This window comes from Duganella sp. BJB1802 (genome assembly GCF_013369445.1).
Lineage (GTDB): Bacteria > Pseudomonadota > Gammaproteobacteria > Burkholderiales > Burkholderiaceae_D > Rugamonas > Rugamonas vulcania_A.
This window is the reverse complement of the sequence record NZ_JABWEF010000001.1, coordinates 621,751-643,083: the sequence shown is the minus strand read 5'-3', so window position 1 is coordinate 643,083 and position 21,333 is coordinate 621,751. Positions and strand designations below refer to the sequence as shown.

Below are 21,333 nucleotides of genomic sequence, written 5' to 3'. Positions count from 1 at the left end.
TTGCGTTGAATATAAATCGTATAAATTGTTATGCTTAATTGGCCAGCGCCTTGGTGACCACTTCCAGCACGTCGTTCGACAGCTTGGCGCGGCCGGCGACTTTTTCCAGCGCCTTTTTCATCTTGGCCTGCAGCGCCGGCGCGTATCGGCGCCAGCGGTCCATGCCGCGCGCCAGGCGCGCCGCCACCTGCGGGTTGATCGCGTCGAGCTTGATGACGAATTCGGCCCAGAATTCATACGCGCTGCCGTCCGCCGCGTGGAACTGCGACGGGTTGGCGCTGGTGAAGTTGAAGATCAGGCTGCGCGCACGGTTCGGGTTCTTCAGCGTGAAGGCCGGATGCTGCATCAGCTTGCGCACGGCGGCCACGTTGGTGGTCGGCGCGGCGGCCTGCATGGCGAACCATTTGTCGATCACCAGCGCCTCGTGTTCGAAGTCCTGATAGAAGGCCTTCAGGTACGGGCCCGCTTCGGCGCCGCTGTGGATCATCGAGACCAGCGCGGCGGAGCGGTCGGTCATGTTGCCGGCCTTTTCGAACTGCTGCTGCGCGAGCTTCAGTTCCGCCATGTCCGGCGCCACCATCAGGTAGGACAGGCACAGGTTCTTCAGCGCGCGCTTGCCGGCCGACAGAGCGTCCGGGCTGTAGGCGCCGGGCGTCTGGTTGGCGTGGTATTGCGCCAGCAGCTCGCTCTTCAGGGCCGCGCCGATGGTGCGGCGCATGAACTGGCGCGCCACGTGGATGGCTTGCGGGTCGACCACGTCCATCTGCTCGGCGATGATGATTTCCGACGGCAGGATCAGCGCCAGTTCGCGGAAGGCCGGATCGAGCGTGTCGTCGGTCAGCACGGCGCGCTGGGCGTCGATGAAGGTGGCGTCCAGTTTCAGGCCGGCGTCGCTGCCGCCGGCGGCCGCCACTTGCGCGGTCAGCTTCAGCAGGCGCTCCATCGCCAGCCGCTGGCCCGCTTCCCAGCGGTTGACCGGGTCGCTGTCGTGGCTGAACAGGTGCAGCAGTTCGTCGTCGGTGTAGTCGTATTCGAGGATCACCGGCGCCGAGAAGTCGCGCAGGATCGATGGCGTGGGCCGCTCGTCGACGTGGCGGAAGCGGAAGATCTGCTCCTGCTCGGTCAGTTCCAGCACGACCGTGGTGGCGCCCTTGGCGTGCTTGCCGCCTTCCAGCGTCAGCGGCAGGTCCTTGCCGCTGGCGCTCAGCAGGCCGACCGCCACCGGGATGTGGAACGGCAGCTTGTCGGCCTGGCCGGCGGAGGCCGGGCAGCGCTGGCTGAGGATGATGTCGAAGTTGCGCTTGACGGCGTCGTAGCGCGTGCGCGCGGTGACGATGGGCGTGCCGGCCTGCGAGTACCAGCGCTCGAACTGGCGCAGGTCGCGGCCGTTGGCGTCGGCCATGGCGGCGCGGAAGTCGTCGCATTCGACGGCCTGGCCGTCGTGGCGCTTGAAGTACAGGTCCATGCCTTTGCGGAAGCCGTCGCGGCCCACCAGGGTCTGGTACATGCGTACCACTTCGGCACCCTTTTCATACACGGTGACGGTGTAGAAGTTGTTGATCTCGACGAAGGAGTCGGGCCGCACCGGGTGCGACATCGGGCCGGCGTCCTCCGGGAACTGGGCCTGGCGCAAGGTCCGCACCTGGTCGATGCGGGTGACGGCGCGGCCGCTGTCGGTGCCGATCATGTCGGCGCTGAATTCCTGGTCGCGGAACACGGTCAGGCCTTCCTTCAGCGACAGCTGGAACCAGTCGCGGCAGGTCACGCGGTTGCCGGTCCAGTTGTGGAAGTATTCGTGGCCGACCACGGCTTCGATGCCGGCGTAGTCGATGTCGGTGGCCACGCGCGGGTTGGCCAGCACGAACTTGGTGTTGAAGATGTTCAGGCCCTTGTTCTCCATCGCGCCCATGTTGAAGTCGCCCACGGCGACGATCATGAAGCGGTCCAGGTCCAGCTCCAGGCCGAAGCGTTCCTCGTCCCAGCGGATCGAGTTCTTCAGCGATTGCATGGCGTAGTCGGTCTTGTCGAGATTGCCCTCCTCCACCCACACCTGCAGCAGCACCTCGCGGCCCGACTGCAGCGTGTAGCGCTCCTCCTGGCACACCAGGCGCGCGGCCACCAGCGCGAACAGGTAGGACGGTTTCTTGAACGGGTCTTCCCACTTGGCGTAGTGGCGGCCGTCGCCGAGCTCGCCCTCTTCGATCAGGTTGCCGTTCGACAGCAGCACCGGATAGGCGGCCTTGTCGGCGCGCAGCATCACGGTGTACTTGGCCATCACGTCCGGACGGTCCGGGAAATAGGTGATGCGGCGGAAGCCCTCGGCCTCGCACTGCGTGAAGAAATTGCCGTTCGAGACGTACAGGCCGGACAGGCTGGTGTTCTGCACCGGCGCGCACAGCGTTTCGATCTCCAGCACCGCCTTGGCCGGGGCCTTGCGGATGGTCAGCGTGCTGCCGTTCAGATGGTATTCCGTCGGCGCCAGCGTCTTGCCGTTCAGGCGCAGCGCCACCAGTTCGATCTCCTCGCCGTGCAGCACGATGTCGCGGCTCTTGCTGGCCGGGTTCTGCCGCATGGTGATGCGGTTGGCCACCACGGTGCGGTCGGGATCCAGGTCGAAGCCGAGTTCAACGGTATCAACCAGGTAGGCGGGAGGGGTGTAATCTTTGCGGAATATCGTCTGTGGACTGCTGTCTGTGCGCATTGGAGGACTCTGGTGACGTAAGCAAAAGCCTATTTTACCAATACCAGCCGCCGGAGGACGGGCGAATTGCCTGAGCCGGCCCGGATCGGCGGCAGATAAGTTGCTGGTTTCCACCTTGCCGTAACATTCTGTAATAATCATGCAAGGGCGAAGCCGCCGTCGTAAACTTAGATTTGTAAAATACCGTCTGTTACCGAGAGAGGCAACATCATGAAATATCTCGCCTTACTGGCCACCGCAGCAGTCATGCTGCTGAGCGGTTGCGCCACCACCATCCACAGCGACGTCACGGCCTTCAACGCCTGGCCGGCCGACCTGCAGGACAAATCCTATGCCTTCGAAGCGCCGCAGGGCGCGGACGACACGCTGGAATACCGCAATTATCAAGTGCTTGTGAGCAATGAACTGGGCAAGCTGGGCTTCCACCAGGCGGCCGGCAACCAGCAGCCGAAGTTGCTTGTCGGCATGAAATTCAGCACCATCGACCATCCGGTGCGGGTGCTGGAGGCGGATGATCCCTTCATGGGGCCGTATTGGGGTCCGGGCTATGGCCGTTACAGCTGGGGGTATTCGCGCTGGGGTTATCGTCCATACTTCTACGATCCGTTCCGCTACTACGGTCCGATGATGGTGGAGGAGCGCATCAAGCATGAGTACCAGCGCCAGCTGCGCGTGACCATCAACACCATCGACGGCCGCAAGCTGTACGACGTGACCGTGCAGAACACCAGCCGCGTGCAGGCCACGCCGCATGTGATGCCGGCGCTGGTGCAAAGCGCCTTCACCGGCTTCCCCGGCGTGAACGGGGTGCCGCGCAAGGTGGACCTGACCATCGATCCGAAGACCGAAACGGTCGACGCCACGCCGCCCAAGGCCGGCTGACAAAAAAAATGCGCCGCAAGGCGCATTTTTTTCGTGGCTCGCCGATTACTTGGTGGCGATGTGCACGGCTTCCTTCAGGTCGCCGACTTTCCCTTGCAGCTTGCCTTCAGCCTGCTTTTGCAGGCCTTTGGCTTCCTGTTCCGGGCTGTCGATCAGATCGCCAACTTCTTCCTGGATTTTGCCGCTGATGTCTTTCAGTTTGCCTTCGACTTGGTCTTTGTTCATGATGTTGCTCCTGTAGGGGCCCAAGCTGGAATAGCTTGGGCACGGAGAACAGCATAGCGGCCCGGCGGTTTTAATTCGGTACGCTCGCGTACACAAAGCCGGCCGCGTTCGGCCATAGCTTATGGCAACAGGATGGACGAGCCCGTGGTCTTGCGCGCTTCCAGTTCGGTGTGGGCCTGCGCCACATCGGCCAGGGCGTAGCGCTGGCGGACCTCGACCTTCACCTCGCCGCTGCCGACCACGCCGAACAGCGACTTGGTCGCCGCTTCCAGTTCCGCCCGGGTGGACAGGTAGGCCATCATCGACGGCCGCGTGATGTACAGCGAGCCGCGATTGGCCAGCTCGGTCAAACTGAACGGCGGCACCGGTCCCGACGCATTGCCGAAGCTGACCATCGTGCCCAGCGGCCGCAGGCAGTCCAGCGAGCCGATGAACGTATCTTTGCCGATCGAGTCGTACACCGCCGTCACGCCCTTGCCGCCGGTGATCTCCTTCACCCGCTCGGTGAAGTTTTCCTTGTTGTAGTTGATGACATGGTGCGCGCCGTGCTCGGTGGCCAGCGCCGCCTTCTCCTCCGAGCCCACCGTGCCGATCAAGGTCACGCCCATCACCCTGGCCCACTGGCAGGCGATCAACCCGACGCCGCCGGCCGCCGCGTGGAACAGGATGGTGTCGCCGGCCTTGAGCGCCACCGTGCGGTGAAGCAGGTACTGCACCGTCAACCCTTGCAGCATCATCGCGGCCGCCGTGTCGAAGCCGATTTTCTCCGGCAGCACCAGCAGCTGCGCGGCCGGCATGTTGCGCGCCTGCGCGTAGGAGCCGATCGGCCGGCCCGCATAGGCCACGCGGTCGCCCACCTGCACCTCGGTCACGCCCTCGCCCACCGCCTCCACCACGCCGGCGCCCTCCATGCCCAGGCCGGCCGGCAGCGGCTGCGGATACAGGCCGGTGCGGTGGTACACGTCGATGAAGTTCAGGCCGATCGCCTCATGGCGCACCTGCGCTTCGCCGGGGCCGGGCGGGCCCAGCTCCACGTCCACCAGTTCCATTACCTCGGGGCCGCCGAAGCGGTTGATGCGGATTGCCTTGGTCATGTGTACCTCCGTTGTGCTCGATGCGAAAAGTGTAGCGCCGGTCAGGCGGTGGCGGCGCGCAGCTGCAGCTGCGACAGCACCAGGTGCGCCGACGAGACGTTGGTGGCGCACGGCGTGTTGTGCACGTCGCAGGCGCGCACCAGCGCGTTGATGTCCGGTTCGTGCGGCTGCGGCGTCATTGGATCGCGCAGGAAGATCACGCAGTCGATCCCGCCCTCGACCAGCATGGAGCCGATCTGCAAATCGCCGCCGAACGGACCTGAATGCTTGCGGTCCACGGTCAGTCCCAGCTCGTTGATCAGGCGGCCGCCGGTGGTGCCGGTCGCGGTCAGCGTGCAGGTGGCCAGGAAGTCCTTGTACTCGGCGGCCAGGGCGATCATGTCGTCTTTTTTCTTGTCGTGGGCAATCAGGGCAATACGGGTTTTCATCAGAATTGTTCCGAGAAACCTCGTCCTTCAGGACGAGGAGTTAAAGGACCCGACTCCGCAGGAGTCGGTGCGCGGGAAGAAAACACGGAACTCATGCGTTCCGTGGTGGTCAAATAAATATGAACCTGGTTTATCGATATCGTGTCAAATCCTTGACCGGCCTGCTGAACCAGCAAGCACGGACGGTCAATTTCGTCTGGAACTACTGCAACGACCGGCAAAAGGACGCGTTGCGCTTCGGTCAGCGCTGGCGTACGGGGTTTGACCTGATCAAGCTGACCACCGGGTGTTCCAAAGAGCTTGGTCTGCATTCTGGCACGATCAACGACATTTGTCAGCGCTACGCCAGTTCGCGCGCCCTGTCGCACCGGCCTTACCTGCGCTATCGCGGCCGCAAGGCGATGGGCTGGGTGCCGTTGAAGGGACGTGAACTCAAACGCGAAGGCAACGCCTTCCGATTCGCTGGCCGCACGTTTCGTGTGTTTTACTCGCGCCCGCTGCCGGACGGGAAAATCCTCGATGGCACCAACTTTTCGCGCGATCGGCGCGGCAACTGGTTCCTCAATATCGTCGTCGAGGTGGAGCCCGCGCCGGTCCGCGCCCCCGTGCGCGGGGTCGGCATCGATCTGGGCCTGAAGACGCTGGCGACATTGAGCGACGGCAGCATGATCGAGGCACCTCGCTTTTACCGGGAGGCCGAGGCGGCGCTGGCATGCGCCCAGCGCGCACGCAAGAAGCGGCGTATCAAGGCCATCCACGCCAAGATCGCCAACCGCAGACTCAATTTTCTGCACACCCATACCAGCGCGATCATCGCCGCCTTCGACTATATCGTGGTCGGCAATGTCAACGCGCAGGGCCTCGCCAAAACCAGCATGGCAAAGTCGGTCTACGATGCCGGCTGGTCGTCCTTCCGTACACAACTGGCGTACAAGACTGTTAAGCATGGCGCCTGGTTCGAGGAAGTCGACGAACGTTTCACCACCCAGGTCTGCTCGAATTGCGGCGCTTTGCCCGATACGCGGCCGAAAGGTATCGCAGACCTTGGAGTAAGAGAGTGGTGCTGTAGCGATTGCGGTGCTGTACATGATCGTGATCTCAATGCTGCGGTCAATATTCTCCGTCGCGGACGTGCGACGCTAGTAGTAGGAATCTCCGCCCTTTAGGGCGGAGAGGACGTCAAGTCTTGATCCTATTTTTTTGACAGCAGATAAATCCCGGCCAGCACCAGCACGGTGCCTCCCAACTGCCAGGAGGTGACGGGCTCGCCCAGCAGCAGCGCGCCCAGGAACAGCGTTGAAACGGGGCCGATCATACCAGCCTGCGAGGCGGTGCCGGCGCCGATGCGCTCGACGGCGGCCATGGTCATAAACACCGGCATCACGGTGCACAGGATGCCGTTGACCAGCGACAGGCCGTACACCGGCAGCGGCTGAATCAGACCGGAGGCGGGCCGCAGCAGGAAGAACTGGCCGATGCAGGCGGCGCTGGAGACGCACATCGCATACGACACCAGCCGCAGCGCGCCGAGCCGGCGCACCATCTCGCCCGACAGCAGCAGGTAGACCGAATACGCGGCGGCCGAGCCGGTGACCAGCAAGGCGCCCAGCACCACGTTCTGGCTGCCGCTGTGCAGGTCGTGCAGGAAGACGAACACGATGCCGCAATAGGAGATCAGCAGCGCCAGCCACTGCTTGCGGCTGATGTGCTGCTTGAGCAGCGTGGAGGAGATCAGCAGCACGAAGGTGGGCGTCAGGAACAGGATCAGCCGTTCGAGGCCGACCGAGATGTATTGGAGGCCGAGGAAGTCGAGGAAACTGGAGAGGTAGTAGCCGACCAGTCCGAGGCCGACCAAGCGCCAGCGGTCGTTGCTGGTGAGCGGCGCCTCGGTACGCATCTTCCACAGCGCGATGGCGGCGAACACCGGCAGCGAGAAGATCATGCGGAAAGCGATCAGGGTGACGGCGTCGATGTGATAGCGGTAGAGCAGCTTGGCCACCACCGCCTTGGTCGAGAACAGAACCGCCCCGCCGATGGCGATACCCAGTCCGCCCAGATAGGCGGCGCGCGCCGGCGCGCTGTCCGTGATGCTTTTTTCCATACCGGAATTGTACGGGCAAACGGACAGCGCCGCTGGCGAGGCCCAAAACGTCGTTCCCGCGCAGGCGGGAACCCATACACAGCATCCGATCTCGCGCCGTATGGGCTCCGCGACGGCGGACCGCCGCTTTCGCGGGAGCGACGAGGAGCCTTAGCTGATGGCCACGGCCGCCGAGCCGGCAGTCACGGTGGCGGTGGTCACGCGGGCCACTACGCTGGCCGGGGCGCTGGCGCCCACCAGACGGTTGACCTGCTTGAACTGCGCCACCATCTTGCCCGCCGTGAGCGTGACCAGCGTGTAGCCCTGCGCATCGGTGTTCAGATGCTTGATCCACGGGTTGTTGCCCAGGCCCGACAGCTGCTGCGCCAGCGCCAGCAACGAGACGCTGAAGTCGCTGCTGGCCTGCAGCCCGGCCAGCACCGCGCCGGTGGTCGCGTCCAGCTGCGCTTCCGGCAGGCCCTTGGCGGCCAGCGCGCCGCGCACCTGCACGCGGACCTGCTCCGCCAAACTGGCCACGGTCGGTGCGGCCTTGCCCATCGTGTAGTCCAACAGGTCGATCGAGATGTTCAGGGTGCCCAGGCCCGTGACCGGGATCGCCAGCGGGTAGGCCACCAGCGTGGCGATGTCGCCCAGCGCCGACGCCGCGTCGCGCAGGTAGCTGAAGAACGAATCCGAGCTGATGCCGGCCGACACCAGGTCCACCATCACCGGCGTGCCGCCGCCGGTGGCGTCGTAGTCGTCGCTGACGGTGCCGGCGAAGAAGGCGTGGATGTCGCCGGTGATCGCCACCACGTTGCCAATGCTGTTGGTCTTCAAATGCGCCATCAGCGCCTTGCGCTCGCTGTTGTAGCCGTCCCACTGGTCGCAGTTGAGCAGGAAGCGCGTGAAGAACGGCGCCAGCGCCGCCTTCTTGCCCGACGCCGCCACGAACGGCGAGTCGATCTTCTTGGCCTGGATGTCCGGCTTGATGTAGCCGAAGGCGATGGTCTGCGCGCCGGTGCCCGCCAGCGCGGCAGGCGTCGAGGCGACGATGCCGCTGGCGGCGATGTAGACGCGGCTGTACGCGGCCACCGCGATGGTGGCCTGCGCCACCGTCAGGCCGGCCTTGACGCCCGCGCCCACCTGCGCCTCCGGCGTGCTGCCGGCGGTGGCGTAGGCCTGCATGATCGCGCCGCCGCCCTGCTGTGCCACGGCCGCCGCGGCGCCCGCAGTGGCTGCAGCGACGATCGCCGAGGCCAGTGGGAAGTTGCCGCCGACGGCGGCGGCCGTGCTGCCGATCGACGCGGCGATGGTCGGCACCGCGTTCAGCGCCAGCAGGGTCGCGATGGCGTCCACGCCGTTCAGGCCCATGCGCAGCAGCGACACTTCATTGCCCCACAGTTTCCAGGTCGCGGTGGCGGCCTTCATCTTGTCCATCCACCACTGGCGCTGCGTGGTGCCCAGCATGGTCACGGTGGCCAGCGGTTCCAGGCCGATGGTGGTGGCGCCGGCCATCTTCTGCGCCTCGACCGTGTTGAACAAATCCTGCGGCACCAGGTAGCGCGAGCCGATGCGGCCCAGCGCCTGGCCGGTGGCCGGATTGATCGACGATTCCGGAATCACGTGGTCGGCGCGGTACAGGCGCTCGTCGGTCATCACCAGCTGCATCAGCTTACCGAACTGGAAATCGCGGTAGATCTTGATGTTCTGGAAGCCGGTGCTGGCCGCGTCGAAGTCGACGTCGGCCGGCATGTACTCGAACCAGGCCTGGTTGGCGTTGCGGCGGCGGCCCGTCTGGTGCAGGTCCGAGCCGTCGGCGTTGAAGCTGCCGTCGTAGGTCTGCGCATCCTGCCAGGCGTCGTCCGAGAACTCGTGGTCGTCCCAGATCGCGATGAAGGCGAAGCGCTCGTGCAGCGCCTGCAGGCGGCTGTCGGTGCGGTACTTCTTATACAGGTAGCGGTAGTCGGCCAGCGTGGTGGCGTACTTGGCGCCCGAGGTGCCGCTCTTGAAGGCGCCGTCCGGCAGCGCGAGCGCGTCGTGCCGCGATTCGACCGCGCCCAGCTGGAAGGAGTCGCCCACGGTCTCGTAGATGTAGTCGCCCAAGTGGACGATGAAGTCCAGGTTCTCGCCCGCGATGCTGCTCATCGCGCCCCAGTGGTTGACGCTCCAGTCCTGGCACGTCATGTACGCGAACTGCAGCTGCGAGACGTCGGCGTCAACGGCCGGCGCGGTCTTGAAGCGGCCGACGTTGGAGCGGCTGTCGCCGGCGATGAACTGGTAGTAGTAGGTGGTGCCGGCCGACAGGCCGGTCAGCTTGTGGCGCACGGTGTTGTCGTATTTGACCTGCAGCGGCAGGGTCACGTCGGCCACGGTGGCGCCGCTCAGGGCCACGGCGCCGCCCAGCGAGCTGCTATTATCCACGGCGGTCACGACCAGGCGGATGGCGGCATCGCTGCCGGTGGCGGCGGCGACATTGTCGGCAGATGCCGGCACGGCGCGCGTCCACAGCATGATGCTGTCGGCGTGCGGATCGCCGGAGGCCACGCTTTGCGGGAATTTCCAGGCGCCGCTGGCCGGTGGCAAATCGCTGCCCGGTGCGGCGCTGCTGCCGCCGCAAGCGCTCAGGCCTGCGCCCGAGGCCACCGATACCGTGACAAAACCGCCGAATTTCAGAAACTGCCGCCTATCCATGTGTACTCCGTCTTGTAGTTATGTAAAAGAAAAATCGTAGCAGGAGGATATGACAGCTTCCCTACAAAAAGTGGAGGCCTGCCTCTAGAGCCGACAACGTGTTACCGTCTTGACTTATTTTTATTGCCAGCCCGCGACATGAAACAATTGATACCCGCACCACTGCTCGCCAAGGCAGACAAAATCCTGGTCGTCACCCACATGGCGATCGGCGACTTCACCTACATGCAAATGTGCTTTCGCGCGCTGAAGCAGGCCCACCCCCATCTGCAGATCCACCTGTGGGTGGACGAACGCCGGCGCTCGGACAACCCCGAGGACTGGCCGCACCTGAAGAACTACTCGCTGTACGATTGGCTCACCGCCAGCCCCTACATCGACCAGACCTACACCCAGAACTACAGCCCCGCCCTGCACGCGCAATCGATCGCCAAGGCCCAGCGCGAGGAGTATCCGATCGTCGTCTCGCTGACGCACATGGCCTGCCACCGCTACGCGCGCCTGACGCGCGAGATCAGCCCGCGCGGCTTCATCGTCGGCCTGAAGAAGCAGAAGTACCGCTTCTTCGAGCTGTCGAAAAAGCTCAGCATCCTGAAATTCAACGCCACCATGCCGCTGTACGAGTCGCAGGAACGCGACGTGCCGCACGTGAGCGACATCTACGCCCAATGGTTCCAGACCGCCTTCGGCATCGACATCCCTAAGGCCGACCGCTACCCGACCATCCAGATCCCCGACCAGTGGATGCGTTATGCGCGCGATCAATTCGCCACATGGAAGCTGCCGCCGCAGGTGGTCTTCATCAACGCCTACTCCAAGGGCGAAGAGCGCTGCTGGCCGCTGGAGCGCGCCTTCGAGCTGATCGAGCAGATGCGCGCCCAGCCCAAGTGGCGCGAAGCTGGCTTTATTGTCAACGTTGTGCCGGAAGACATGGCGAACGCCCAGGCCCTGTACGACCGCCTGGCGCCGCCCGACACCCACCTGTTCTCGGCGGTGGACAACTTCTTCCAGCTGCCGGCCGTGCTCAGCCTGTGCAGCCTGATCATCACGGTGGAAACGGCGGTGATGCACCTGGCGAACGCGGTCCACGTGCCGGTGATCGCCCTGATGCGCCAAAACAACCCGGAATGGGTGCCGATCGACCAGGAAAACAGCGCCGTCATCCTGGTCAAGGAAATGGACGCGTGGGTAACGAAAATCGAGCTGCCAGAGGTGATGGAAAAGGTTTTGAGCTGGCCCCTATGCTAGAATACCGCCCTCACCGCACACCAATGACTTACCGCCGAAGGAAGACCGAACATGGCTGGACACAGCAAATGGGCCAATATCAAGCACAAAAAAGCAGCAACCGACGCTAAACGTGGCAAGATCTGGACCCGTCTCATCAAGGAAATCACCGTGGCTGCGCGCATGGGCGGCGGCGACCTGAATTCCAACCCGCGCCTGCGCCTGGCCGTGGACAAGGCGGCCGACGCCAATATGCCGAAGGATAACGTGCAACGCGCGATCACCCGCGGCACCGGCGGCGAGGACGGCGCGGCCTACGAAGAGGTCCGCTACGAAGGCTACGGCGTGGGCGGCGCGGCCGTCATCGTCGACTGCATGACCGACAACCGCGTACGCACCGTGGCTGAAGTGCGCAACGCCTTCAACAAAAACGGCGGCAACATGGGCAACGAAGGCTCGGTGGCCTTCATGTTCAAGCACTGCGGCCAGTTCCTGTTCGCGCCCGGCACCAACGAGGACGCGCTGATGGAAGTGGCGCTGGAAGCGGGCGCCGAAGACGTGGTGGCCGACGATGAAGGCGGCTTCGAAGTACTGTGCAACCCGCACGACTTCGCGACCGTCAAGGATGCGCTGGAAGCGGCCGGCTTCAAGGCCGAAGTGGCCGAGATCATCATGAAGCCGGACACCGAGACCGTCTTCACCGGCGACAACGCCGTCAAGATGCAAAAACTGCTGGACGCGCTGGAAGCGCTGGACGATGTCCAGGAAGTCTATTCCAACACGCTGATCGAAGACTGAGGATTTATGAAAATATTGGTAGTCGGCTCCGGCGGCCGTGAACACGCGCTGGCCTGGAAATTGGCGCAATCGGAACGCATCCAGATGGTCTACGTCGCCCCCGGCAACGGCGGCACCGCGCGCGATCCGCGCCTGGTCAACGTCAACATCACGGACCTGCACGAACTGGCGACCTTCGTCGAGCAGGAGCACATCGGACTGACCGTGGTCGGCCCGGAGACTCCGCTGGCCGGCGGCATCGTCAACCTGTTCCGCGCGCGCGGCCTGAAGGTGTTCGGCCCGACCAAAGAAGCGGCCCAACTGGAGTCGTCGAAAGACTTCGCCAAGGCCTTCATGCAGCGCCACGGCATCCCGACCGCCAAGTACCAGACCTTCTCGGACGTGGCGCAAGCGCACGCCTACATCGACGCCAACGGCGCACCGATCGTCATCAAGGCCGACGGCCTGGCCGCCGGCAAAGGCGTGGTGGTGGCGATGTCGCTGGAAGAAGCCCACCGCGCGGTGGACGACATGCTGGCCGATAACCGCTTCGGCGACGCCGGCGCGCGCATCGTCATCGAGGAATTCCTGGCAGGCGAGGAAGCGAGCTTCATCGTCATGTGCGACGGCAAAAACATCCTGCCGCTGGCCACCAGCCAGGATCACAAGCGCCTCAAGGACAACGACGAAGGCCCGAACACCGGCGGCATGGGCGCGTACTCCCCTGCGCCGATCGTCACACCGGCCATGCATGCCCGCGTGATGCGCGAGATCATCAACCCGACCATCGCCGGCATGGCGAAGGACGGCATCGTCTTCACCGGCTTCCTGTACGCCGGCCTGATGATCGACGCCCAGGGCAATCCGCGCACGCTGGAATTCAACTGCCGCATGGGCGACCCTGAAACGCAGCCGATCATGTCGCGCCTGAAGACCGACCTGGTGGCGGTGATGGAACACGCCGTCAACGGCACGCTGGACCAGGTCGAGCTGGAATGGGACCGCCGCACCGCCGTCGGCGTGGTGCTGGCGGCCGCCGGCTACCCGGACGCGCCGCTCAAGGGCGCCGTCATCGACGGCATCCCGGCCGAGACGCCGGAATCCGTGACCTTCCACGCCGGCACCGCCGACGTGGGCGGCCATCTGCAGGTGACCGGCGGCCGCGTGCTGTGCGTGGTCGGCCTGGGCGACAGCATCAAGATCGCCCAGAAGCAGGCCTACGAAGTGGTCGACCAGATTTCGTTCGACGGCATGCAGTGCCGCCGCGACATCGGCTGGCGCGGCCTGAAGCACTAGGACCAGATGTCGTCCCTCCCGAACCCCGGCGCCGTCAAGGCCTACCTGCTCGACCTGCAAGATCGCATCGTGCAGGCGCTGGAGGCCGTCGACGGCAAACCCTTCCTGCGCGACGCGTGGGAGAGGCCCGAGGGCGGCGGCGGCATTTCGCGCCTGATCGAGGAAGGCAACGTCATCGAACGCGGTGGCGTCAACTTCTCGCACGTGATGGGCGCCAAGCTGCCGCCGTCGGCGTCCGCGCACCGCCCGGACCTGGGCGGCCATCCGTGGGAAGCGATGGGCGTGTCGCTGGTGATCCATCCGCGCAATCCGTACGCGCCGACGGTGCACATGAACGTGCGCTTCTTCACCACGACCACCGCCAGCGGCGAACCGGCATGGTGGTTCGGCGGCGGCATGGACCTGACGCCCTACTACGGCGACAAGCAGGATGTGAAGCACTTCCACCAAACCTGCGCCGATGCGCTGGCGCCGTTCGGCGGCGACCTGCACCCGCGCTTCAAGAAATGGTGCGACGAGTATTTTTACCTGAAACACCGCCAGGAAGCGCGCGGCGTCGGCGGCATCTTCTTCGATGACTACAACGAAGCGGGCTTCGAGCCAAGCTTCGCCATGATGCAAAGCGTCGGCGACGCCTTCATCAAGGCCTACCAGCCCATCCTGGAACGCCGCAAGGACACGCCGTACGGCGAGCGCGAACGCGACTTCCAGGCCTATCGCCGCGGGCGCTACGTCGAGTTCAACCTGGTGTTCGACCGCGGCACGCTGTTTGGCCTGCAGTCGGGCGGCCGCACCGAGGCGATCCTGATGTCGATGCCGCCCATCGTCAAATGGCGCTACCGCTGGGAGCCCGAAGCGGGCAGCCCGGAGGCGGCGCTGTACAGCGACTTCCTGCCGCATCGCGACTGGCTCGCCGCGTGACGATGGCCTACCGCGTCGCACTGCTGGGAGGCAGCTACGATCCGGTGCATCACGGTCACGTCGCACTAGGCGCGCACTTCGCGCAACTGCTGCAGGTGGACCAGTTGCGCGTGATCCCCGCCGGCCTGCCATGGCAGAAGTCCACCCTGAAGGCGACGCCCCGCCAGCGCGCCGAGATGGTGGCGCTGGCTTTTGCCGGCGCCCCGTACGGCGTCGCGGTCGACATGCAGGAAATCGAGCGCGGCGAACAGGGACTGGCCACCTACACCATCGACACGCTGCGCCAGGTGCGCGCCGAACTGGGTGCATCGGCCTCCATCAGCTTCTTGATGGGCGCCGACCAGCTGCAGCGGCTCGACACCTGGCATGAATGGCAGGCGCTGTTCGACTACGCCCATATCTGCGTAGCGGCCCGCCCTGGCTTTAACCTGGCCACCGCCGGCCTTCCGCCGGCAGTGGCCGAGGCGATTTCCCGCCGTCTGGGAACGCCTGAACAAATCCGCAACACGCCGCACGGTCTGACTTATCTGGCACAAGACTTCGCGGTGGATATCTCCGCCACCGAAATACGTGCGGCATTACAACGGGGGGAATCGGCAAACTCGCTTATCCCGCCGCTAGTGCTAGACTATATTGAACAACACAATCTATACAAAAGCTAAATGGACATCAAAAAACTGCAATCCCTCGTCGTTGACGCCCTCGAAGACGTCAAGGCCCAAGACATCGCCCTGTTCGATACCACCCATCTGACCAGCCTGTTCGACCGGATCGCCATCGCGTCCGGTACCTCCAACCGCCAGACCAAGGCGCTGGCCGCCTCGGTGCGCGACAAGGTCAAGGCCGCCGGCGGCGACGTCTACGGCATGGAAGGCGAGGACACCGGTGAATGGGTGCTGGTCGACCTGGGCGACATGATCGTCCACATCATGCAGGCGCCGATCCGCGCCTACTACCGCCTGGAAGAGATCTGGGGCGACAAGCCGGTCAAGCTGGGCGCCGCCAAGCGCAAGTCGACCAAGGAAGGCGAGGAAGCCGACGCACCGAAGAAAGTCAGCAGCCACCTGGCCGCCGGCAAAAAAGCGGTCGACGCCTCCCCGGTCATCGAAAAGAAAACCCCGGCACGCAAAGCCGCCGCCGCCAAGCCGGCCGCCGCGAAGAAGCCGGCCGCCAAGAAGGCTGCCGCTGTGCCAGCCGGTAAAACCATCAAGGTCGGCAAGACCAAGTCCGCCGTCGCCGCCGCCGAAGCGCTGAAGGCCCTGCCGCCTAAGCGTAAAGTGGCCAAGCCTAAGGCCGACGAAGCGCCGGTCAAGACCGTCATCAAGCGCATCAAAAAAGTCGAAGAGTAATCGGGCATGCAGCTGATCATCGCTGCGGTCGGCCATAAAATGCCGGCCTGGATAGAAACGGGCTTCGCCGAATACGCGAAGCGCATGCCGCCGGAACTGAAGATCGTGCTGAAGGAAATCAAGCCGGTCGACCGTTCGGGCAGCAAGACCGCCGCCACCGCGATGGCGCTCGAACGCGAGCGCATCGAGGCGGCGCTGCCCAAGTCCGTACGCATCATCGCCCTCGACGAACGCGGCAAGGACCTGACCTCGGTCGGTCTGTCGCAGCAGCTGGAAGCCTGGCAGCAGGACGGCCGCGACACGGCCTTCCTGATCGGCGGCGCCGATGGCCTCGATCCCGAGCTGAAGGCGCGCGCCGAGGGCTTGATCCGCATTTCCAGCATGACGCTGCCGCATGGTATGGTGCGGGTCATGCTGGCCGAGCAGCTGTACCGTGCATGGTCGATCACCCAGAACCATCCGTATCACCGCGTTTAAAACAAAACCATATGAAACCGGTCGACAAAAAGATCTACCTCGCCTCCAAGAGCCCGCGCCGGCGCGAACTGCTGCGCCAGGTCGGCATCGATTTCGAACTGCTGCTGCTGCGCAGCGACGGCCCGCGCGGCGCCGACGTCACCGAGGAGGTGCTGCCCGGCGAGGCGCCGCTCGACTACGTGGCCCGCGTGGCCCGTGAAAAAGCCGCCTTCGCGGCGGACCTGGTGGTGCGCCGCCGCATGGCCCCGCGCGTGGTGCTGGCGGCCGACACCACCGTCACCATCGACGGCGCCATCCTCGGCAAGCCGGCCACGCCCAACGAAGCCATCGCCATGCTGCAGCAGCTGTCCGGCCGCACGCACCAGGTGCTGACCTCGATCGCCGCGCACTCGGCCGATTTCGCCGGCCAGGTCACGCAGGTGTCGGAGGTGCGCTTCGGCGTGCTGTCGCCGGCCGCCATCGCCGCCTACTGCGCCACCCAGGAGCCCTACGACAAGGCCGGCGCCTACGGCATCCAGGGCCCGGCCGCCGCGTTCATCGAACACATCACCGGCAGCCATTCCGGCATCATGGGCCTGCCGGTGTATGAAACCGTCCAACTGCTGCGCCAGGCGGGTTTGCCGCTGCCCTGAGCGGCGTGTATGATCGTCGTTCACAGCCCCTACAGAAGCCGAGCATGAACGAAGACATCCTGATCAACATCACCCCGCAGGAAACCCGGGTCGCCCTCATCCTGCAGGGCGCCGTGCAAGAGCTGCACATCGAACGCACGCTCACGCGCGGCCTGGCAGGCAATGTCTACTCGGGCAAGGTGGTGCGGGTGCTGCCCGGCATGCAGTCGGCCTTCATCGACATCGGCCTGGAACGCGCGGCCTTCCTGCACGTGGCCGACATCTGGGAAGCCCGCCCGCACGACGGCGGCCAGAACGCCGCACCCACCCCGATTGAAAAAATCCTGTTCGACGGCCAGGTGCTAACAGTACAAGTGATCAAGGACCCGATCGGCACCAAGGGCGCGCGGCTGTCGACCCAGATCTCGATCGCCGGCCGCATGCTGGTCTACCTGCCGCAGGACGCCCACATCGGCATCTCGCAGAAGATCGAAAAGGAAGCGGAGCGCGAAGCGTTGCGCGCGCGGCTGCAAAGCCTGCTGCCGCCGGAGGAGAAAGGCGGCTACATCGTACGCACGCAGGCCGAGGACGCGTCGGACTCCGACATCGCGGCCGACGTCGAATACCTGCGCAAGACCTGGGGCGCGATCCTGCACGGCGCCAAGACCAAGCCGGCCACCACCCTGCTGCACCAGGACTTGAGCCTGGCCCAGCGCGTGCTGCGTGACTTCGTGCACGACGACACCGCCACCATCCAGGTCGACTCGCGCGAGAACTACCTGAAGCTGCAGGAATTCGGCCTGGCCTACACGCCGGGCGTGCTGCCGCGCCTGCAGCACTACACGGGCGAGCGGCCGCTGTTCGACCTGTACGGCGTGGAGGAAGAGATCCTGCGCGCGCTGGGGCGGCGCGTGGACCTCAAGTCCGGCGGCTACCTGATCGTCGACCAGACCGAGGCGATGACCACCATCGACGTCAACACGGGCGGCTTCGTCGGCGGGCGCAATTTCGCCGACACCATCTTCAAGACCAACCTGGAGGCGGCGCACGCGATCGCGCGCCAGCTGCGGCTGCGCAACCTGGGCGGCATCATCATCCTCGACTTCATCGACATGGAGAACACCGAGCACCGCAACGCGGTGCTGCAGGAGTTGAAGAAGACCCTGTCGCGCGACCGCACCAAGGTGTCGGTGTCGGGCTTCTCGGCGCTGGGGCTGGTGGAGATGACGCGCAAGCGCACCCGCGAATCGCTGGCGCACATCCTGTGCGAACCGTGCCCGGCGTGCGCCGGCAAGGGCCAGGTGAAGACGTCGCGCACCATCTGCTACGAGATCCTGCGCGAACTGCTGCGTGAAGCCAAGCAGTTCAACCCGCGCGAGTTCCGCATCCTCGCCTCGCAGGAGGTGGTGGACATGTTCCTGGAAGAGGAATCGCAGCACCTGGCGATGCTGGGCGACTTCATCGGCAAGAAGATCTCGCTGCAGGTGGAGACTGCTTATCATCAGGAGCAGTACGACGTGATTTTGATGTGACCTAACCGCCAGGATCAGCTGGGACAACGCGCTCGCACTCTGATTTTCGTGAGGAGTCCATTGTGCTTGCGAACTACGATCCGTTTAGCGATCAGCCATTCTCAAGAAAAGCTTCTCGCGCAATACACCAGCTCGCGATACGCCCAAAATCCAACGAAGGTAACTGTTCCCACGCAGGAAAATACAGCGACCCTCCGAACAGAATTTCGAGGTTTGTGCTTGGCACCGTTACCGGGGAGTTATCCCGGCTCCAGTATTGCTCGGCCAGCCTTCTGGCCCGAGGAGAACCCATTGAATTCACGATGTCGTCGAACAGGGTAATGTCCGCAAAATGCACTCCCCCATCAGCGAGAAGCCGACAGGGGAATATCTCGCGTTGCCCTCGAATATCTGCCTTTCGGCGACTGGCAGTGTCCTCATCAATGCTCACGAAATAACACGCCAATCTGGACGGAGCATCGGGGTTCACCTCCTGCCGTACTCCTTCGAGAAACTTTTCAGCCTCACGTTTGAATGCGCCCCCGCTCTCCGGCTCCAAAGCAGCATCAGGCCGCCCAATGGAGGCATTTACCTCTTTCAGCGAAGACAGATGAGGCCTCGCCCGCCCTTTGTTCAGCTTTGCGTTATGCAAAGTCATGGCCAAGTGGAGCACGGGTATTTCCAGCGAGTCAGGCTCAGTCAGGGTCGGTGCGACATACCAATACGTTCCAGCGTAGGCGAACAGACTATATTTCTCTTCTTCCGTCCATGCTTGATACTCTTCCTGCCACATATCGTTACCCTAGCTCAGTCAGTGAATTGGCGGTACGCGGCCGCTTGAAGTCATAGTCTAATCTAACTGCATGCGATAACGTCCGCTTAGGGGTGCGGATTTACGGCGCATCGATAGTTAGCCGCTAGCAGAAGCGGCTGCACAAGGCTGCCAGGTTTAAAAGCCGCCACCATCGGCCCTCCACCGGCCCACGCGGCGCTCAGCTGCGGCGCGCCGTCAGCCATTGGCTCGGCGGCAGCGCGGCGCCGGCCACGCGCACTTCGCCGATATTGCCGAAGAAGCCGTCCGCCCGCGCGCCATCCCACGAGCCGCCGCCCACCACCCACGGCGACGACGCCGACAAGGTCGCCAGCCCCACCACATGGCTGCTGTTGCGCAGCACCGGCGCGCCCTCCACGTACATGACGGTGTCGTGCGTGGTCGGATCGTTGACGATGGCGATGTGCACCCAGTTGCCGGCGATGATCTCGCCCGACCAGCTGGCCATGGCGTCGCGCTGGCCGCCGACGTCCGGCACCACTTCCCACTGCACCTCGCGCAGGCTGGAGATGGCGAACAGCAGCGGCGGCGATTCCGGGTCGCCGCCGTCGAAGCCGGCCAGCCCGCCGCGCTTGCCGTCGCGCGTCATGATGTTCATCCACGCGTGTTTGGCCTTGTCCCACGCCGGGTTGATCTTGACGAAGGCCTCGATCGTGTAGCCGGTCGTGGCGAAGGTCTGCGCGTTGATCGCGGCCGTGGCGTCGGTGAGGAAGTAGCTCAGGCGCGGCGCGTTCTTGTCGGTGTTGAGGAAGCTGACCGAACCCGGCGCCGACGACAGGCGGTGATGGTCGCTGCTCCAGACGATGTCGCCAACCGCCGCGCCGACGATGCCGCCCTGGTTGAGCTGGTCGCGCACCAGCGGATTGGCGCCGGTGACGTCGGCGATGCGCGTGCCGGGCGCGACCGGCGCGCCGTCGCTGCCGCCGTAGAAGCGCCAGTGCGCCACCGTGGACGCCACTTTCGGATAATCGTCCGCGTCCTTCGGCGCCACCGGCGCGACGATGGCCGGCTCGGTGTAGCCCTTCAGCACCAGCGCCCTGGCCTGCTCGACCAGCGACGACGCGACCGTCGCCTTGCCGGCGCCGAAGCCGCTGTTGAAGCGGGCGAAGCGCTTGGCGAAGTTCATGTCGATGGTGAAGCTGTGATTGCCCTCGGTGAGCACCGCGCGGTCGAACGCGTTCAGCGTGTCGGCCGGCTTCATCGGCACCCACGGCGAGAACGACAGCACCTTGATCTGGTTGTTGGTCAGGTCGAATTCATACAGGCGCATCAGGCCGTTGCCGCCCTGGTAGGCCATCTGGTAGTCGACCACCATTTCCTCGACCGCGTTGCCGAAGTCGTTGATCTTGGTCAGCCGCGCGCCGCCGTGGTGGTGGCCGTTGAGCGTCATGAAGATCTGGTCGTTATCGCGTATCAGCTTTTCCCACAGCATCTTGCCGTAGCCGGTTTCCAGCGGGCTGACCGCGTCCGGCGCGATGTTGAGCAGCTGGTGGTTGACCAGGATGGCCGGCAAGGTCGGATGGTCGGCCAGCACCTTGCGCGCCCAGGCGATGCCGGCGTCCGAGATGCGCCACGACAGCGACAGCACCAGGAACTGCTGGTCCTGCGCCGTGAAGATGTGGTACTCGTGGAAGCCGGTGCTGTCGCGCGCGCCGAAGGTGGCCTGGCGCTGCGCCCGCCGCGCGCCGAACCATTGCAGGTAGGGCTCGTTGGCCAGCACGCGCTGGGTGTCGGTGCCTTTGGCCGGGTCGCTGTCGAAATCGATATCGTTGAGCACGTCGTGGTTGCCGGCCAGGATGGAGTACGGCACCTTGGCCGCCTCCAGCACCTGCATGGCGCCGTCGGCCACCTTCCACTGCTCCGGCTTGCCGACCTGGTCGACCACGTCGCCCAGGTGGATCAGGAACGGGATGTTGAGGGCCTGAGCGTTGCGCGCCACCCAGCTGGTCTGCGCCGCGTAGGGTTCGGTGCCGTAGTGGCGTTCGTACTGGCTGCTTTCCGACGAGGTCGCATAGCGCGAATAGAACTGCGTGTCCGGCAGCACCGCCAGTGCGAAGCTGGAGATCCGGGTGTCCGGCGCGGCCGCGCTGTCGCCGCCGCAGCCGGCCAGCAGCCCGCCGGCGGACAGGCCCGACGCCAGTCCCAGTTTGAGCAGCGACCGCCGTTGTGCATCCTGTGCCATCTTTTCCATGGTTACGCCCCCAGCAATGTGAAAGCGCCCATGCTAAAGG

At 64.6% G+C, this 21,333-nt stretch carries 19 protein-coding genes; 11 read left to right on the top strand and 8 right to left on the bottom strand.

Features of this window, described 5'->3' with window-relative positions; genetic code table 11:
- Positions 1 to 34: 34 nt before the first annotated feature.
- Complete coding sequence (gene pepN, locus HUX88_RS02940; RefSeq protein WP_176360748.1) at positions 35 to 2,701, bottom strand: aminopeptidase N; 2,667 nt, start codon at positions 2,699 to 2,701, stop codon at positions 35 to 37.
- Positions 2,702 to 2,911: 210 nt separating this feature from the next.
- On the opposite strand from pepN, the gene HUX88_RS02935 reads away from it, so the two are divergent.
- Positions 2,912 to 3,583, top strand: a complete 672-nt coding sequence (locus HUX88_RS02935) for a DUF4136 domain-containing protein (protein WP_176360747.1) — start codon at positions 2,912 to 2,914, stop codon at positions 3,581 to 3,583.
- Positions 3,584 to 3,628: 45 nt separating this feature from the next.
- On the opposite strand, the gene HUX88_RS02930 is transcribed toward HUX88_RS02935, so the two are convergent.
- From HUX88_RS02930 to HUX88_RS02920, 3 genes are all read right to left on the bottom strand, one after another.
- Positions 3,629 to 3,808, bottom strand: a complete 180-nt coding sequence (locus tag HUX88_RS02930; protein WP_176360746.1) for a CsbD family protein — start codon at positions 3,806 to 3,808, stop codon at positions 3,629 to 3,631.
- A 119-nt stretch (positions 3,809 to 3,927) separates the two neighbouring features.
- On the bottom strand, positions 3,928 to 4,902 hold the full coding sequence (locus HUX88_RS02925) for a quinone oxidoreductase (protein WP_176360745.1): 975 nt from the start codon (positions 4,900 to 4,902) through the stop codon (positions 3,928 to 3,930).
- A 41-nt stretch (positions 4,903 to 4,943) separates the two neighbouring features.
- The gene (locus HUX88_RS02920) at positions 4,944 to 5,330 is read right to left on the bottom strand and encodes a methylglyoxal synthase (RefSeq protein ID WP_176360744.1); all 387 of its coding nucleotides are present in this window, start codon (positions 5,328 to 5,330) and stop codon (positions 4,944 to 4,946) included.
- A gap of 119 nt (positions 5,331 to 5,449) precedes the next feature.
- Between HUX88_RS02920 and HUX88_RS02915 the strand changes: the two genes are divergently transcribed.
- Entirely contained in the window at positions 5,450 to 6,496 is a 1,047-nt protein-coding gene (locus HUX88_RS02915) for an RNA-guided endonuclease TnpB family protein (RefSeq protein ID WP_176360743.1), read from the top strand.
- A 26-nt stretch (positions 6,497 to 6,522) separates the two neighbouring features.
- On the opposite strand, the gene HUX88_RS02910 is transcribed toward HUX88_RS02915, so the two are convergent.
- Together HUX88_RS02910 and HUX88_RS02905 are read right to left on the bottom strand one after the other, a co-directional pair.
- A complete protein-coding gene (locus HUX88_RS02910; protein ID WP_176360742.1) occupies positions 6,523 to 7,431 on the bottom strand; it encodes a DMT family transporter in 909 nt (302 codons plus the stop codon).
- A 150-nt stretch (positions 7,432 to 7,581) separates the two neighbouring features.
- Positions 7,582 to 10,101, bottom strand: a complete 2,520-nt coding sequence (locus HUX88_RS02905; protein WP_176360741.1) for an alkaline phosphatase — start codon at positions 10,099 to 10,101, stop codon at positions 7,582 to 7,584.
- A gap of 138 nt (positions 10,102 to 10,239) precedes the next feature.
- Here HUX88_RS02905 and HUX88_RS02900 point away from each other — a divergent pair, with 138 nt between their 5' ends.
- Genes HUX88_RS02900 through rng form a run of 9 tightly spaced genes read left to right on the top strand, consistent with a single transcriptional unit; the run spans position 10,240 to position 18,291 of the window.
- Positions 10,240 to 11,349: a glycosyltransferase family 9 protein gene (locus tag HUX88_RS02900; protein WP_229213043.1), complete on the top strand. Its 1,110-nt coding sequence runs from the start codon at positions 10,240 to 10,242 to the stop codon at positions 11,347 to 11,349.
- 51 nt (positions 11,350 to 11,400) lie between these two features.
- A complete protein-coding gene (locus HUX88_RS02895) occupies positions 11,401 to 12,126 on the top strand; it encodes a YebC/PmpR family DNA-binding transcriptional regulator (RefSeq protein ID WP_117011893.1) in 726 nt (241 codons plus the stop codon).
- Positions 12,127 to 12,132: 6 nt separating this feature from the next.
- On the top strand, positions 12,133 to 13,401 hold the full coding sequence (gene purD / locus HUX88_RS02890; protein ID WP_176360740.1) for a phosphoribosylamine--glycine ligase: 1,269 nt from the start codon (positions 12,133 to 12,135) through the stop codon (positions 13,399 to 13,401).
- 6 nt (positions 13,402 to 13,407) lie between these two features.
- Positions 13,408 to 14,322: an oxygen-dependent coproporphyrinogen oxidase gene (gene hemF / locus HUX88_RS02885; RefSeq protein WP_176360739.1), complete on the top strand. Its 915-nt coding sequence runs from the start codon at positions 13,408 to 13,410 to the stop codon at positions 14,320 to 14,322.
- A gap of 2 nt (positions 14,323 to 14,324) precedes the next feature.
- Entirely contained in the window at positions 14,325 to 14,984 is a 660-nt protein-coding gene (locus HUX88_RS02880; RefSeq protein ID WP_176360804.1) for a nicotinate-nucleotide adenylyltransferase, read from the top strand.
- Positions 14,985 to 15,671 (top strand): ribosome silencing factor, encoded by a 687-nt coding sequence (rsfS, locus tag HUX88_RS02875; RefSeq protein ID WP_117011897.1) that lies wholly within the window; start codon positions 14,985 to 14,987, stop codon positions 15,669 to 15,671.
- A gap of 6 nt (positions 15,672 to 15,677) precedes the next feature.
- On the top strand, positions 15,678 to 16,148 hold the full coding sequence (rlmH, locus tag HUX88_RS02870; protein ID WP_008451768.1) for a 23S rRNA (pseudouridine(1915)-N(3))-methyltransferase RlmH: 471 nt from the start codon (positions 15,678 to 15,680) through the stop codon (positions 16,146 to 16,148).
- An 11-nt stretch (positions 16,149 to 16,159) separates the two neighbouring features.
- Positions 16,160 to 16,780, top strand: a complete 621-nt coding sequence (locus HUX88_RS02865; RefSeq protein WP_176360738.1) for a nucleoside triphosphate pyrophosphatase — start codon at positions 16,160 to 16,162, stop codon at positions 16,778 to 16,780.
- A gap of 44 nt (positions 16,781 to 16,824) precedes the next feature.
- Positions 16,825 to 18,291, top strand: coding sequence for a ribonuclease G (gene rng / locus HUX88_RS02860; protein WP_117011899.1), 1,467 nt, complete (start codon positions 16,825 to 16,827; stop codon positions 18,289 to 18,291).
- 91 nt (positions 18,292 to 18,382) lie between these two features.
- Here rng and HUX88_RS02855 read toward each other — a convergent pair whose 3' ends face one another.
- On the bottom strand, positions 18,383 to 19,063 hold the full coding sequence (locus HUX88_RS02855; RefSeq protein ID WP_176360737.1) for a hypothetical protein: 681 nt from the start codon (positions 19,061 to 19,063) through the stop codon (positions 18,383 to 18,385).
- 199 nt (positions 19,064 to 19,262) lie between these two features.
- Positions 19,263 to 21,293: a LamG-like jellyroll fold domain-containing protein gene (locus tag HUX88_RS02850; protein WP_176360736.1), complete on the bottom strand. Its 2,031-nt coding sequence runs from the start codon at positions 21,291 to 21,293 to the stop codon at positions 19,263 to 19,265.
- Positions 21,294 to 21,333 lie beyond the last annotated feature (40 nt).

What these genes read in the sequence shown, in the direction of transcription:
- HUX88_RS02925 (WP_176360745.1), bottom strand. Translation starts at nt 4,902, where the DNA reads ATGACCAAGGCAATCCGCATCAACCGCTTCGGCGGCCCCGAGGTAATG.
- HUX88_RS02910 (WP_176360742.1), bottom strand. Translation starts at nt 7,431, where the DNA reads ATGGAAAAAAGCATCACGGACAGCGCGCCGGCGCGCGCCGCCTATCTG.
- HUX88_RS02930 (WP_176360746.1), bottom strand. Translation starts at nt 3,808, where the DNA reads ATGAACAAAGACCAAGTCGAAGGCAAACTGAAAGACATCAGCGGCAAA.
- HUX88_RS02935 (WP_176360747.1), top strand. Translation starts at nt 2,912, where the DNA reads ATGAAATATCTCGCCTTACTGGCCACCGCAGCAGTCATGCTGCTGAGC.
- pepN (WP_176360748.1), bottom strand. Translation starts at nt 2,701, where the DNA reads ATGCGCACAGACAGCAGTCCACAGACGATATTCCGCAAAGATTACACC.
- rng (WP_117011899.1), top strand. Translation starts at nt 16,825, where the DNA reads ATGAACGAAGACATCCTGATCAACATCACCCCGCAGGAAACCCGGGTC.
- purD (WP_176360740.1), top strand. Translation starts at nt 12,133, where the DNA reads ATGAAAATATTGGTAGTCGGCTCCGGCGGCCGTGAACACGCGCTGGCC.
- rlmH (WP_008451768.1), top strand. Translation starts at nt 15,678, where the DNA reads ATGCAGCTGATCATCGCTGCGGTCGGCCATAAAATGCCGGCCTGGATA.
- HUX88_RS02905 (WP_176360741.1), bottom strand. Translation starts at nt 10,101, where the DNA reads ATGGATAGGCGGCAGTTTCTGAAATTCGGCGGTTTTGTCACGGTATCG.
- HUX88_RS02895 (WP_117011893.1), top strand. Translation starts at nt 11,401, where the DNA reads ATGGCTGGACACAGCAAATGGGCCAATATCAAGCACAAAAAAGCAGCA.
- HUX88_RS02880 (WP_176360804.1), top strand. Translation starts at nt 14,325, where the DNA reads ATGGCCTACCGCGTCGCACTGCTGGGAGGCAGCTACGATCCGGTGCAT.
- HUX88_RS02855 (WP_176360737.1), bottom strand. Translation starts at nt 19,063, where the DNA reads ATGTGGCAGGAAGAGTATCAAGCATGGACGGAAGAAGAGAAATATAGT.
- HUX88_RS02915 (WP_176360743.1), top strand. Translation starts at nt 5,450, where the DNA reads ATGAACCTGGTTTATCGATATCGTGTCAAATCCTTGACCGGCCTGCTG.
- HUX88_RS02865 (WP_176360738.1), top strand. Translation starts at nt 16,160, where the DNA reads ATGAAACCGGTCGACAAAAAGATCTACCTCGCCTCCAAGAGCCCGCGC.
- hemF (WP_176360739.1), top strand. Translation starts at nt 13,408, where the DNA reads ATGTCGTCCCTCCCGAACCCCGGCGCCGTCAAGGCCTACCTGCTCGAC.
- HUX88_RS02850 (WP_176360736.1), bottom strand. Translation starts at nt 21,293, where the DNA reads ATGGAAAAGATGGCACAGGATGCACAACGGCGGTCGCTGCTCAAACTG.
- HUX88_RS02900 (WP_229213043.1), top strand. Translation starts at nt 10,240, where the DNA reads ATGAAACAATTGATACCCGCACCACTGCTCGCCAAGGCAGACAAAATC.
- rsfS (WP_117011897.1), top strand. Translation starts at nt 14,985, where the DNA reads ATGGACATCAAAAAACTGCAATCCCTCGTCGTTGACGCCCTCGAAGAC.
- HUX88_RS02920 (WP_176360744.1), bottom strand. Translation starts at nt 5,330, where the DNA reads ATGAAAACCCGTATTGCCCTGATTGCCCACGACAAGAAAAAAGACGAC.